We start from the raw sequence: 13,734 nt of genomic DNA, 5'->3' as shown, positions 1-13,734 counted from the left end.
CCCGACCTTCCGCCCGGTGTGAGCGTGGGAGGAGACCACCTCACGACCCAGAAGGGCGGTGGGCGCGATGGATTCGCCCCTGGTGGTAGGAGCCGACGGGTCCGATGCCAGCCTCGCGGCTGTGGACTGGGCTGTCGACGAAGCGGTACGGCACGGACTTCCTCTGCGTATCGTCCACGCCTCGCTGTGGGAGCGGTATGAGGGAGCCGTACCGACCGGGACCACGGTTCGCCCCTCCGGTCAGGTGCTGGCCGAGAACATCGTCGCCACCGCGGCCGGCCGTGCCCGGCTGCGCGCGCCCGCCATCGAGGTCACTACGGACGTCCTCGCGGAGGACGCGTCCAGCGCGCTGCTCAGTGCGGGCGGGGGCGCCACCGCTGTGGTGGTCGGTTCCCGTGGGCGCGGGGAGCTCGCCGGCCTTCTGCTCGGATCCGTCGGTCTCGTCGTGGCCGCCCGGTCCTCCTGCCCGGTCGTCGTCGTCCGAGGAGACCGGCACGCTCTGGAGGCCCGCCACGGACGCGTCCTCCTCGGCGCCGGTGAGCACGATGTGGACTCGTCGGCCGTGCGGTTCGCTTTCCGCGCGGCGGACGTGCGGCACGCGGAACTCGACGTTGTACGCGCCTGGCGACGCCCGGCTCACGAACCGGTCGACCATCCCCTGCTGACCGACGCCGCGAGCGCTGCTCTGGAGCACCGTCAGCACCGTCAGCACCGTCAGCACCGTCAGCCACTGGGCATCGGCCCGACCCTCGGACGCGTCGTGCACACCCTGATCCATCACGTCCACTGCCCGGTGGGAGATCGTCCCACCAGCCTTCGTCACGCGGGACGAGGAGACATGAACGACGTACTGGTCGGTGTCGACCGCCACGAGCTGTCGGTCCCGGTTGCGCGGGAGGACGGTGGACGCCGCGCTCGTCGTCGTGGGATCCCGCGCGGTCGGCGTGCCCGGTGATCACTGTCCCCCTGCCGAAGCAGCAGGGAGCGACGGCCCCCGGTACGTGGCCGACCGGTCCCTTGCCCGCGCGGACCGTTCGGCCCACCCGGGCGGCCCCGTCCGGCACTCCGCCGTGCGAAGGACCGGCGGAAGAGTGGGCAATGGAGTCGGACCCGGCTCCGAAAACGATCCGCGGGACCACACACGTCCCAGGACCACGGACCAGGAGAGAACGATGACCGGAGGCAAGGCGGAACGCAGGCACAGCCTCTTCCCCGACTTCAACGACCTGTTCAACAGGGAGTTCCCCGGGCTGCCAGGATGGCGGCCCGGCACGGCCGCCCACTCCATCCCGGTGGAGGTGTCCACCGGCGACGGCGTGTGCGTGCTGCGGGCCGAACTGCCCGGGATGGACCTGGAGGACATCACCATCACGGTCGACGACAACCTCGTCACGGTGAGCGCCGAGCGCGGCGAGAGCGAGGAGGACAAGGAGCATTCGGAGTTCCGCTACGGATCGTTCCGCAGGACCGTGCGCCTCCCGGCGACGATCCCCGCAGACGATGTCGACGCCTCGTACGCGGACGGCATTCTCACCGTCCGCGTCCCCATGCCCGACGAGGACACCAAGCGCGCGCGGACCATCCCGGTGAAACGAGGCGACAGCGCCCCACCGGGAGAGACGTCATGACCTCACTCGCGGGCGGTACGGCGACGGCGGGTGCCGGGGGCGCGGCGGGGCCGGTGCCTCTTCCTCGAACGGCAACGGGGTGGAGCCCGCAGGCTCGCGGAGCGCGAAACCACCGCCCGCCGCCAGGACGCCGAGCCAGGGCTGAACCTGCTGGGACTTGTCGGACTGTACGACCCACCGCGTTCCGAGGTGGCGTCGGCCGTGCGCCGCTGTCACGGGGCCGGAGTGCCGGAGCGTGCGGAGATGTTCAGGAGGACGAGAAGGACCAGAGCCGCTCCCGCGAGCACGGGAAGCCGCGTCATTCCGACGCCTTCTCCCCGGGGCGTCGCCCGGCGCCGGTTCGCGCTTCGAGACGGTGCCGTACGGCGGTCGTCAGGGCCGTGAGCCGTGTGGACGCTGTGGGGCGGGGAGCCACCGGACCGTCCCGCAGGCCGAGGCCGCGGAAGACCTGTTTGGAGCCTGGCGCCGTCACCTTGGCCGAGGAGAGCTTCATGACCGGCCGGCCGTCGTACTCGACGAGCTTGTAGGCCGCGTCCAGATACGGGGCGTCGGAGGCCGTGCCGACCTTCGTCCTCACGGCGTACGCGTCGATCGGCGCCCCTCCCGTACGAGGGCGGCGATGCCGTACTCGTACAGACCACCGCTTGCGATGATCTGCACGTCCCGCAGCCCCGCCCCGTCCAGCACGGTACGGGCCCGGCGGGCCAGCGCACCCGGGTCACCGCTGTCCAGGCGGATCGCGCAGCCGGGCCCGAGCCGGAGGTCCCTGAGGACGCGCGCCGCCGTCGAGACGCCTCGGCCGGTGTCGTACGTGTCGACAAGGAAGGTCACCGGGCTGGGGTGGGTGCGGGCGAAGGCATAGAAGGCCCGTTCCTCCGAGTCGAAGGCCTCGATGTACGGGTGGGCCATCGTGCCGGCGGCGGGGATGCCGTACCGGTGCGCGGCGGCCACGTTGCCGGTGCCGGCGAAACCGACCAGCGCGCACAGGCGGGCGGCCTGCATGCCGGCCTCGGGCCCGTGGGTCCGGCGCAGCGAGAAGTCCACCAGCGGCGAGCACACACCGGGCCGCCTGGGAAGCGACGACCGTCTGATGGCAGAGCTGCGACAGCAGGTACGTCTCCACCAGCTGCGCCTGGAGGAGGGGCGGTGACCTCCAGGAGCGGTTCACCGGAGAGGACGAGCCGGCCTTCGGGCACGGCGCGGACCTGTCCGTCGAAGGACAGGCCGTGCAGCGGCGCGAGGTCTTCGCCGGGCCGCTTCAGCGCCTCGGCGAACTCCTGCACGTCGGAGCGGCCCGCGCGGAAGCGGGAGAGGTAGTCGAGAGCTGGTTCGAGGCCGGCGGCGACGAGGAACCCACGGCCCGGTGGAAGGTCACGCACGAAGAGGCTGAAGGTGGCCGGAGCCCGCATGCCCTCCCGCAGGTACGAGAGCGCCATCGTGACCTCGTACAGGTCGGTGGTGGTCACCTGGGACATGCTTCGAGCATGCGCGGCCGGCCGGCGCCTCGCACGGGGACGGCGTGACACGGCTACACCTCGGCGTCGGTGGTGAGCCCGCACCGTACGTCCACCACGCCTTCGACCGCTCGCGCCAGGCGTGCCGCGACGGGGACGAGGGAGCTGTCGCGGACCCGGCCGGACAGGGTCACGACACCGTCCTCGACCTGGACGTCGACCCCGCGGCGAGAGACGGGGAACAGAGGCTCTACGACATCATGGCGGACCTCGGCCGCGAGGTCCTCGTCCCGGCGCAGGAACACCTTCAGGAGGTCGGACCGGCTGACGATCCCCTGGATCGTGCCGCGCGCGTCGATGACCGGCAGCCGTTTCACGCCGTGGGAGGCCATCAGGCGGGCGGCCTGCGGCAGGGAAGCGCCGGGGGCGACGGTGATCGCGGGCGAGCTCATCAGATCCGCCGCCCGCCGGGAGCCGGCCTTCGCCGTGGCGCCGAGCCGCCGCTTCTGTTCGACGAGCCCCAGCCGGTGGTCGTGGAACTCCTCCTTGAGGAGCAGGTCCGCCTCGGAGACCACTCCCACGACACGGCCCTCGCCCCCGACGACCGGTACGGCCGTCACCTTCCACCGCTCCATCGCGGCGACGATCTCCTTGAACTCCGCGCCGGGCCGCACGGCGACGACCTTCTTGGTCATCACATCGGCGACGGTGAACGGCTGGGTGGTCATGGCTCTCTCCTCACCGGGCGTGGGCGACGGACGCGAGTGCTCCAGGAGCCGGTCGTGGTTCTGGGGAGCGAGTTCGTTCAGCAGGGTCCTCGTGGTGCTCACGGTGTCTTCCAGTCCTTCCCTCACAGGCTCCCGTGCGAGTAGCGGGTCCTGGCAGGGCCGCGCAGGTCACACCGAAGGGTCCGAAGGGCCTCGGTCAGCGGACCAGAACGGCCTCTCCGGAGCGGGGCACGACGGCGGTCCAGCCCAGTTCGCGGTCGATGCGGTCGCGCAGGGCCTCGGAGGCGGCCGGCTCACCGTGGACGAGGTAGGTGGTGTGCGGGGCAGGAGCGCCGCGCAGCCAGTCGACGATCTGGCCGGCGTCGGCGTGGGCCGAGAAGTGGGGCACGTCGGCGACCTCGGCCCGTACGGGCACGTACTCGCCGAACATCTTCAGCACCCGTGCCCCGTCCACCAGGTCCCGCGCGCGGGTACCGGCCGCGGCGAAGCCGACCACGACCACGGCGTTGCGCGGGTCGGGCAGGAGCCGGTGCAGGTGGTGCAGGACGCGGCCGCCGGTGGCCATGCCGGCCGAGGAGACGATGACGGCGGGCCCGTGCGCGCTGTTGATGCCGATGGAATCCCGGACCGTCCGTGCCGCCTGGAACGGCTCGGGGCTGAGTGCGGTCTCCCCCCGGGCCAGGATCTCGGGCCGCAGCTCGGCGGAGCGCTCGTGCACCGCGTCCCGGTAGACGTCGAGGGCAGCCAGTGCCATGGGGCTGTCCACGTACACGGGGACCGGCCGGGGCAGGACACCACTCTCGCGCAACAGAGTCAGTTCGTGCAGGACGACCTCGGTGCGGTCGATCGCGAAGGCGGGGATGACGACGGTGCCGTCCCGGGCGACGGTCCGCTCGATCACGGCGGCGAACTCGGATCGCGCGGAGTCCTGGTCGTGCAGCCGGTCGCCGTACGTGGACTCGATCAGCAGTGCGTCGGCACCGGAAAACGGCTCCGGTGGCAGCAGCAGCGGGTGTCCCGGCCGTCCCAGGTCCCCGGAAGCGGCCAAGGTGTGCTCATCCTCCAGGGTCAGGTGTGCCCATGCCGACCCGAGGATGTGCCCGCCGTGGTGGAGCCTCAACCGGGTGCCGGCCATGATCTGCACGTCCTCGCCCACGGGGACCGTGTCGAAGAACGCCAGCGTCTTCTCCACATCCGAGTCGTCGTACAGCGGCTTGGCCGGGCGGTGCTTCGACCAGCCGTGCTCATTGGCGTGCCGGGCGGCCTCCATCTGGAGCCGCGCACTGTCGCGCAGCACGATCCCGGCGAGCCGGGCGGTGTGCGCGCTGGTCAGGATCGGCCCCCGGAAGCCCTGCCGGACCAGCCGGGGCAGATAGCCGCAGTGGTCCAGATGGGCGTGGGTGACGACCACCGCGTGGATGTCGGCGGCGTCCCGGGCGAACCGCTCCCAATTGCGGTGTCGCAGCTTCGCGAAGCCCTGGAAGAGACCGCAGTCGAGGAGGATCCGCGCATGGTCGCTCTCGATGAGGAACTTGCTGCCGGTGACCGTCCCCACGCCGCCCAGGAAGCTCAGCAGGGCAGGTCGCGGGGTGGTGGGAGCGGGATTCGGGGCTGCCTCGGACATGGCCTGCCCTCCTTCGGAGTGTGATCCGGTCTCCACTGATCCGGTCTCCACCCTCGCACCGGACCGGCTGGTGCCCGAGGGCCCGATCGGTCCCTCCTCCGGCCCGATCGGCACATGCGTGGCCGCGGGTTGGCGGCCGAGCCTGATCGAGGAGAACACCCGAACACACGAGAGCAAGGTTCCGTCTGTGAGAGCGATCGGGAGGTGCTTGAGAGGGCGCTTCAGTCGAAGGTGAGCACCTCGGAGACGGGTCGGCGGGGTGTGGCCCGCCCCTTCGGGCCGTAGCCGACGCGGATGATCATGTGGACGAAGCCCGTCGTGGACTCCGGATCGCGCGCGATGGAGCGGAGTTCGGGCCACTCCAGGGGCTGGGACACGAGCGAGGTGGACAGTCCGTCGAGGGTGGCCTGGAGGAGGACCCGCTGCAGTCCCTGGCCGGCCGTCAGCCACTGCCGAGGAGTGTCTTCGGCCGTGCCGAGGAGGGCGATCTGCGGATTCTTCTCGAAGTGTGCCGTAGCGCGGTCCGGGACGCGTCGGGGTGAGTCGAAGTCGCGGACCGGCGAGGTGATGTCGTACTGCCTCGGCCCGAAGGCGTACGACGGGATGCCCTCGGTCTCGGAGCCTTCGCCGGCGGTACCCATGCGCGTCCAGGCGGCTATCTCCGCGCGAACCGCCCCGTCAGCGGCTTCGAACCTCTCGGAGTCGTGGACGATCCCGAGCACGGTGTCGGTGTGCCAGGCCCCTGGTACAACGAGCCGGCAGCCTTCAAGGAGAGCTGCGGCGCGCAGGCCGTCCAGTACCTCGGAGGGGACCCGCTCCTCGGTGAAGGGGAAACGGATGGTGTGGCGTCGTGACAAGGCGGCGTGGAGCGCGGCGAGAGCGGGGTCGGTGTCGTCGGGTGCGCGGAGCTCCACGTCGGCGAAGTGCCACGGGTCGTCCGGGCGGGGCAGTAGTCGGACCATTCCGTGCAGGTCCCTGTGCGCGGCGGCGACGCGCAGCCCGAACAGGGCGGCGCCGCAGCCGAGGTGGAGGGCGCGGTGGTCGGGGTCCTCCTGTGGCATGCGACGAAGCGGGTCGCCGTGCAGCTCGATGACGCCGGTACCCGTCCTGTGGACGAACTTCCAGGGCTGCGCGTTGTGCATCGAGGGAGCCGTGATGGCGTCTTCGACCAGCGACGTCACGAGCGGTCGGGTCAGAGCGGTGGTAGACATGGCTCGTCCTGTCTGCGGGGGGTCACCGGGCGACGGGGTGCGGAGTGCCGGCCGGGGCTGCGGGAGGCGTGTCGTCCGCATGGAAGGCCACCTGGTCCACGACGGCGACGACGCCGTCCACGCTCTCGGCGAGTTGGACGAGCATCAGGGCCTGGCTTCGCCGCCGGACACGGCCGGCGAGCGTCACCACGCCGTCGAGGACGTGCACGTCCACCGCGTCCCCGGGCAGGTTCATGGCGTCCGTGAGGACGTCCTCACGGATGTGGCCGCGTATCTCCGCGTCCGGGCGGAGATAAACGCAGAGCAGATCGCGGCGGGTCACGATGCCCACGAGGCGCTCCTCCTCGTCGACCACCGGGAGGCGCTCGACTCCGCGACGCACCATCAGCCGTGCCGCGTCCGCCACTGTCTCCTCGGCGTGAACCGTGATGGCCGGCCTGGTCATCAGGTCCCGTGCCGTCAGCTCGTCGCGGGCCAGGAGGTCGCTCTCGGAGACGACTCCGACGACGTGGTCGTCCTCGTCCATCACCGGGACGCCGCTGATGTCGTGTTCGGCGAGCAGCTTCGCCACTTCCTTGAACGAGGTCGCGGGGACGGCGGAGACCACGTCGTCCGTCATGAGACCGCCGATCTTCATGTGCTTCATGGCCGTGCCTCCTTCGAGGGACCGGAGCGTGAGGAAGGAGTGCTTCCCGCGTCACTACCCTCCGACGTGCGCGTGGGGGGCGGCGAGGGCCGAATGGTCCACCGTCCTTGGCCTGAGCGGCCCTCGGCCGCGCCGGGGCGGGGTGCCAGGGTGGAGAGAGTCCTTCGGACCGTGAGGAGGAACCATGGACGAACCCACAGCCCGGCCCTGCCCGGCCAGGGCCGTCGTCGGCATCGACGGATCGGCGTCCGCCGACACGGCGGGCGATGTGGGAGGCAGCAGAGGCGGCCCTGCGGGGCGCCATCCTCTGCCTCGTCCACGCGGCGAACACGGACGCCCCGCTGCCGTTCCTCTCCCAGGTGGAGATACCCGCGAGCGGGCGAGCAGGGCGGGAGCCGCTCGACCGCACCAGCACCGGGCCCGGCGACGGCGCCGGGCCCACCGGGTCTGCGGAGGAAGGGGGCTTCCTGGCAGCGGTTCGGGACGGGACCGGTATGGGCTGTGCCCGTACCGCGGCCCAGGGGGCCTGCTGCGCAAAGTGCCTCTGCGGCTTCCCGCACATCCGTGGTGTCGGACCGCGCCGCGCGGCGAAGGCGAGGAGACCGCCCGCGATCGCGCAGGCGTACTCGCGGAGATCGCAGAACGGGTTCGGGAGGAGTTCCCGGAACTGACCGCGCACGCCGACGGTCGGACCGGCCACAGCGTGCCCGGAGTCCTCGTCGGGGCATCGCGCCACGCCGATCCCGTCGTCATCGGTGGCCGAGGGCGCCCGGACACCTCGGCTCCACCATCGGCCGGACCTCGCTCGGCCTGCTGGAGCACGCCCACTGCCCCGTGGAGTTCATCCCTCGGCAGGGGCCCGGACACGGGAGCACGTCATGACACCCACCACGGACCGACGCGCCATCGTGGTCGGCATCGACCCGGTCAGGAACTGGCACCTGGCCCTCTCGTGGGCCGCGGACGAGGCTCATCTGCGGGGATCGGGACTGAGCCTGGTGGTCGCGGTACCACGGCGACAGGACACTCAGCACGTCGATGACACCCCTCGGCGCCTGGCACAGCAGCGGGCCGGCGCGGAAGCGTTGCGTACCGCACTCGCGTGGGTGCGGACCCGGCAGCCGGGTGTCGAGGCCACCACCGCCCTTCTCGACGGGTTCCCGGCGGGCGTCCTGGCCGGCCTGTCGGCCGAGGCGGGCATGGTCGTGCTCGGCTCCCGGCACCTCAGCCGCACCGAGGAGTTCCTGAGCGCCGGCTCCCTCGTCGTCCCGGTCACCGCGAAGGCACACTGCCCGGTGGCCGTCGTGGGCGACGCGGAACATGTCACGCAGGAGAGGCCCTACCTCGTGGTCGGCATCGACGGCAGCGAGGCCTCGCGCGCCGCCCTCGCCTGGGCCTACGAGGAAGCGGACCTCCGGCGTTGCGCGCTGCGCGCCGTTGCCGTCTGGCAGCCGCCCGTCTTCACCCTGCACAGCGGTGACACCCTGTTCCACACAGAGCGACGACTGCTCTCCGAGACGACAGCCGGATGGGCCGAGCAGTACCCCGATGTCCACCGCACCCACGAGGTGCCCATCGGCTCGCCCGTCGAGATGCTGGCCGCTGCCGCGGAACACGCTCTGGCCGTCGTCGTCGGCCGCCGGGGCCGGGGCGGATACACCGGAATGCGTGTCGGTTCCGTCGTCCACGGGCTGCTGCACCGCGCCCACTGCCCGGTGATCACCGTTCCCGCAAGGTGAGCGTGCCATGACGGCGTCAGCGGCCGACCGGGCACCCGTCGCGTCCCGCACCGGTGCGGGACGCGACGGGACACACCGAGGCGGACACACCGAGGCGGAGGCCGTATCCCGACGCGGTCGTCATCGCACTGGTCGTCCTCGTGAACACGACCGTCGGCATGGCGCAGGAGGATCCGGGCCGGCAACGCCGTCGCCGTCCGCTCGGCCCTCACCGCCCCGCACGCGCGCGTCCTGCGCGAAGGCGCCGACCGCGGCCTTCCCGCGTGCTGCCCCGGAGCCGGAGCCGGAGCCGGAGCCGCTGGGCGTGGCAGGTGTGGGTAGCGCTTTCGCCTGTGCGCCGGCCGGTTTCGTGGAGGCTCGCTCCGTACGGACCGCGTGCCACCCGAGGACCTGACGACAGGACCGCAGGCCGTTCCCGGACTACCGTGAAAGTGCGTGTGTCACGTGTGCCGGGAGATCGGGCGGAGGGTGCGATGGGCGGCCGGGAGAACCCGGGATCCGCGGGCCCCAGGATTCCGCGGCTGAAACTGGACGAACTGCTTGAGGAACTCCAGGTACGCATCGACGAGGTGCGGGGTACCCGGGACCGCCTCAACGGCCTGCTCGAAGCCGTGATGTCCGTGGGCAGGGAACTCGACCTGCCCCAGGTGCTGCGTGGCATTGTCGAGGCGGCGGTGACCCTGGTGGACGCCGAGTACGGAGCCCTGGGTGTCATCGGCGACGACGAGAAGCTCTCCGAATTCCTGCCCATCGGCATCGACGACGACCTGCGCGCACGGATCGGTGACCTTCCCTCCGGCCACGGCATCCTCGGCGAACTGATCCGGAACCCCGAGCCGCTGCGCCTGCCCGAGCTGTCGGACCATTGCTCCTCGTACGGCTTCCCACCGCACCACCCGCCGATGCGCACGTTCCTCGGCGTCCCCATCCGAGTCCGCGACGAGGTCTTCGGCAATCTCTACCTCACCGAGAAGCGCGGAGCCGCCGACTTCGACGCGGAGGACGAGGCCGTCGTGACGACCCTGGCCGTCGCGGCCGGCATCGCCATCGAGAACGCCCGCCTCTACGAGGAGGGCAGACTCAGGCAGCGCTGGCTGGCGGCGAGCTCGGACCTCACCAGCGCCCTCCTGTCCGGCGCCGAGGAGTCCGAGGTCCTGGGCGGGATGCTGGAGCAGGCGGTCGACATCGCGGGCGCCGGCATGGGGGTCTTCTACCTGGTCGGGCCCGGCGGTGAACTGCGGGGCTCGCTGGCATGCGGCGACGGGGCCGACGCACACCGGGGCGTCGTGCTCCCGAGCAGCGAGGGAACACTTGCCGCGGCTGCCCTGGCGAGGGACGGTCTGGTCACGGTGGCTGACGTCGAGAGCGACGAGCGGGTCACCGTACAGCCCGAACGCTGGCAGGGCTTCGGCCCGGCGGTCGCGGTCACGGTCGGCACGAAGGAACGGCTCAGCGGCGTACTGGTCCTGACGAGGCGCCGCGGGCGGACGCCGTTCGCGGGCGCCGAGATCGGCGCTCTCCCCGGATTCGCCGGGCAGGCGGCACTGGCCCTCGAACTGGCCGACCGGCGCCGTGACGCCGAGCAGGTGAGTCTCCTGGAGGACCGCGACCGGATCGCCCGCGACCTGCACGACCTCGCGATCCAGCGCCTCTTCGCCACCGGTATGACCTTGCAGAGCGCCCGTCGGTTCGTCGAGCACCCGGAGGCGGTGGACCGGCTGACCCGGGCGATCGACGACCTGGACGCCACAATCAAGATCATCCGGTCGACCATCTTCGGCCTGCGGGAACACGACAGCCCGGAGGCTGCCCCGAAGCTCAGGAACCGCATCGTCAAGACGGTCGACTCGGCCGCCTCGACCCTCGGGCACCCCCCCGCCCTGCGCATGGAGGGCCTGCTCGACACGGACGTGCCGGCCGAAGCGGCCGAGGAAGTGATCGCGGTCATCGGCGAAGCCCTCACCAACGTGGCCCGGCACGCGGCGGCCCGGCACACGGAGGTGGCTGTCATCGCCGAGGACGGCGTGCTGGCGGTGACGGTGAGCGACGACGGCGTCGGCATTCCCCCGGGCGGAGCCCGCAGCGGTCTGCGGAACCTCACCGAACGGGCCGAACGCCTGGGCGGAGACCTGTCGGTCCACACACGACCGGAGCCGACGGGCGGAACGGTACTCGAATGGCGGATCCCCCTGCCGGCCATACAGGACTGAGGGCTACTTCTGCTCGGCGTCGTGCTCGTGCACCTGCGCGGCGATGACCGCGGCCTGCACACGACGCTCCACGCCCAGCTTGCCCAGAAGCCGTGAGATGTGGTTCTTCACCGTCTTCTCCGACAGGTACAGCCGCTTGGCGATCTGCCGATTGGTGAGTCCCTCGCCGATCAGGTCGAGTACGGACCGTTCCCGCTCGGACAGCACCGCGAGGCGCTCGTCCTCCGGCGGCTTCGCCACCTCCGAGCCGCGCAGCGAGTGCAGCAGGCGGGCGGTGGTGGCCGGGTCGAGCATCGACTTCCCGGTGGCCACGGTCCGTACCGCCGACACGAGATCGGAGCCCTGGATCTGCTTCAGCACGTATCCCGCCGCTCCCGCCATGATGGCGTCGATGAGGGCGTCCTCGTCATCGAACGACGTCAGCATCAGACACGCGAGGCCCGGCATGCGGGAGCGCAGCTCCCGACACACGGAGATCCCGTCGCCGTCGGGAAGCCGTACGTCGAGCACAGCCACGTCGGGCCGGAGCGCCGGCCCCCTGGCGAGGGCCTGGTCCGCCGTCGACGCCTCCCCGACCACCCGCATGTCGGGCTCGTCGTCGATCAGATCGCGCAGTCCCCGGCGGACGACCTCGTGATCGTCCACGAGGAAGACATGGGTGAGTGTGCCGGCTTCCGGCAGCTCGGTCATCGCGACCCCTGTGGTCGGTGGATACCTGCCCGCCCCTCATAAGGATTGTCCGTCATGAAACGTCTTCAGGCGTCTTCAGGCGCCTCGTGGGCACTGAGATCCATCCACCGCCAGGAACCTGCACAGCGAGAAGCAACAGCTGTTCGCGGCGCGGTGCGCACAAAGGCGTGCAGCCGTCGGGGAGCCGGACAGCCACATCAGGTCTTCCCGCCGGTCCGCCGTGCCGCTGTTGTTCAGGGCCGGGCGGGGAGCCGGAGCGCGAGGATGGCCAGGTCGTCGTGTCCGTCGCTGGGGTGGTGGTCGGCGAGGGCGTGCACCAGGTCGCCGACCGGCTGTCCGGCGTGGGTGGTGGCCAGTTCGACCAGGGAGTCCAGGCCCTCGTCGATCGAGCGGGCGGGGTGTTCGACCAGGCCGTCGGTGAAGAAGACGACCGTGCTGCCGGGGCGCAGTCTCGTGCGGTGGTCCGGGCGCGGCAGTGTCGCGTCGACGCCCAGCGGCAGGCCCGGTTCGTCGGGCAGGTATGCGGCCTGTCCGTCCGGTGTGATCACCAGGGGAGGGAGATGGCCCGCGGTGCACCAGTCGAGTACGAAGTCCTCCTCGGCGGGCTCGACCCGGCCTGCCAGCACGGTGGTTCCCGGGGAGTCGGAGCAGGTGGAATCCAGTGTGATGTCGAGCTGGTGCAGGACGTCGCTGGGCGGGCTCTGGCGGTCGTAGAACAGGGCGCGGAGCATGTTGCGCATCTGCGCCATGGTGGCGGCGGCGGGCAGGTCGTGGCCGCAGACGTCGCCGATGACGATGCCCAGCGTGCCGTCCGGCAGGCGTATCGCGTCGTACCAGTCGCCGCCCAGGTGGTTGGGCCGGGTGGCGGGGCGGTAGATGGTGGCGGCCGAGTAGGGGCTGAGGTCGGGCAGGACGGGCAGCAGCAGGCGCTGGAAGTTCTCGGCGCTGTCGCGGACCTGTTTGAACAGGTGGGCGCTTTCGATGGCGATGCCGGCCGCGCTGGCCAGTGCCAGGAGGACTTCCTGGTCGCCGTGTTCGAAGGGCCGGCCGTCCAGGCGTTCGGACAGGTAGAGGTCGCCGTAGATCTCGCCGCGGACGCTGATGGCGACGCCGAGGAGGGACCGTATGCGGGGGTGGCCCGGCGGGTAGCCGACGGAGGCGGGATGGGCGGAGATGTCGTCCAGCCGCAAGGGTTCGGGGTTCTGGATGAGGAGGCCCAGGACGCCCTCGCCGCGCGGGAAGTCCACACCGGCCAGCGCCTGCCTCTCCGCGTCGTCCAGTCCTACGGTGATGAACTGCTCCAGGTGCTCGCCCTCCTCGTCGAGCACCCCGAGAGCCCCGTAGCGGGCTTTGCACAGGTGCGTGGCGGTGGTGACGATGCGTTGGAGCACCTCGCCGAGCTCCAGCTCGCCGCTGATGGCGAGCACCGCGTCGAGCAGTCCCTCCAGCCGGTCCCTGGCCGAGGTGAGTGCCTGCAGCTGCCGGGAGATCTGGTCCATCTCGGAGTCCAGGCGCTTGCGCAGGTCGGCGAAGGGAACCGCCTCGTCGCCCCCCTGCCGGCCTTCGCTCACCACGCTCTCCTTCCGGCGCACGCACCGCGCCCTCCCGGCCCGACCCGTCCCCGCCCCCGAACCTGTCCCGGGCCCGCACGGTGCACCCCCTTGTCCCGACCGGTCCCGGTCGTGGGCGAACCGCTTCCACCCTGACACGGGGCGCCCCGGGCGGCCCCTCCAGAGGCACCGAACGCGGCAGGACGGACACGGCGCGCCGGCCGGCGGGCGCGGAAACGGAGGGTGAGGGAGAG

At 71.5% G+C, this 13,734-nt stretch carries 10 protein-coding genes and 1 pseudogene; 4 read left to right on the top strand and 7 right to left on the bottom strand.

Going from position 1 to position 13,734, the window contains the following annotated elements:
* The first annotated feature begins 67 nt into the window (after positions 1 to 67).
* Together ACIGJO_RS13445 and ACIGJO_RS13440 are read left to right on the top strand one after the other, a co-directional pair.
* Positions 68 to 955, top strand: coding sequence for a universal stress protein (locus ACIGJO_RS13445; RefSeq protein ID WP_399956649.1), 888 nt, complete (start codon positions 68 to 70; stop codon positions 953 to 955).
* Positions 956 to 1,172: 217 nt separating this feature from the next.
* Entirely contained in the window at positions 1,173 to 1,628 is a 456-nt protein-coding gene (locus ACIGJO_RS13440; RefSeq protein ID WP_399956646.1) for an Hsp20/alpha crystallin family protein, read from the top strand.
* Between the two features lie 298 nt (positions 1,629 to 1,926).
* On the opposite strand, the pseudogene ACIGJO_RS13435 reads toward ACIGJO_RS13440, so the two are convergent.
* The 5 genes and pseudogenes from ACIGJO_RS13435 to ACIGJO_RS13415 form a co-directional block, all read right to left on the bottom strand.
* Positions 1,927 to 3,103, bottom strand: a pseudogene (locus ACIGJO_RS13435) (nicotinate phosphoribosyltransferase).
* 53 nt (positions 3,104 to 3,156) lie between these two features.
* On the bottom strand, positions 3,157 to 3,810 hold the full coding sequence (locus ACIGJO_RS13430) for a CBS domain-containing protein (protein ID WP_399956950.1): 654 nt from the start codon (positions 3,808 to 3,810) through the stop codon (positions 3,157 to 3,159).
* A 196-nt stretch (positions 3,811 to 4,006) separates the two neighbouring features.
* Positions 4,007 to 5,434 (bottom strand): MBL fold metallo-hydrolase RNA specificity domain-containing protein, encoded by a 1,428-nt coding sequence (locus tag ACIGJO_RS13425; RefSeq protein WP_399956643.1) that lies wholly within the window; start codon positions 5,432 to 5,434, stop codon positions 4,007 to 4,009.
* Positions 5,435 to 5,655: 221 nt separating this feature from the next.
* Positions 5,656 to 6,645, bottom strand: coding sequence for an Acg family FMN-binding oxidoreductase (locus ACIGJO_RS13420; protein ID WP_399956640.1), 990 nt, complete (start codon positions 6,643 to 6,645; stop codon positions 5,656 to 5,658).
* A 22-nt stretch (positions 6,646 to 6,667) separates the two neighbouring features.
* The gene (locus tag ACIGJO_RS13415; RefSeq protein WP_399956637.1) at positions 6,668 to 7,291 is read right to left on the bottom strand and encodes a CBS domain-containing protein; all 624 of its coding nucleotides are present in this window, start codon (positions 7,289 to 7,291) and stop codon (positions 6,668 to 6,670) included.
* 878 nt (positions 7,292 to 8,169) lie between these two features.
* Here ACIGJO_RS13415 and ACIGJO_RS13410 point away from each other — a divergent pair.
* Complete coding sequence (locus tag ACIGJO_RS13410) at positions 8,170 to 9,030, top strand: universal stress protein (RefSeq protein ID WP_399956634.1); 861 nt, start codon at positions 8,170 to 8,172, stop codon at positions 9,028 to 9,030.
* Positions 9,031 to 9,503: 473 nt separating this feature from the next.
* The gene (locus ACIGJO_RS13405; protein ID WP_399956632.1) at positions 9,504 to 11,240 is read left to right on the top strand and encodes a GAF domain-containing sensor histidine kinase; all 1,737 of its coding nucleotides are present in this window, start codon (positions 9,504 to 9,506) and stop codon (positions 11,238 to 11,240) included.
* 3 nt (positions 11,241 to 11,243) lie between these two features.
* On the opposite strand, the gene ACIGJO_RS13400 is transcribed toward ACIGJO_RS13405, so the two are convergent.
* Together ACIGJO_RS13400 and ACIGJO_RS13395 are read right to left on the bottom strand one after the other, a co-directional pair.
* A complete protein-coding gene (locus ACIGJO_RS13400) occupies positions 11,244 to 11,930 on the bottom strand; it encodes a response regulator (RefSeq protein ID WP_399956629.1) in 687 nt (228 codons plus the stop codon).
* 233 nt (positions 11,931 to 12,163) lie between these two features.
* Positions 12,164 to 13,504 carry a PP2C family protein-serine/threonine phosphatase gene (locus ACIGJO_RS13395; RefSeq protein ID WP_399956626.1) on the bottom strand — a complete coding sequence of 447 codons (1,341 nt, stop codon included), beginning with the start codon at positions 13,502 to 13,504 and terminating at the stop codon, positions 12,164 to 12,166.
* Positions 13,505 to 13,734 lie beyond the last annotated feature (230 nt).

The organism is Streptomyces sp. NPDC079020, from assembly GCF_044542225.1.
Lineage (GTDB): Bacteria > Actinomycetota > Actinomycetes > Streptomycetales > Streptomycetaceae > Streptomyces.
Note: the sequence above shows the minus strand (reverse complement) of the source record. Positions and strands in the feature narration are given on the sequence as shown.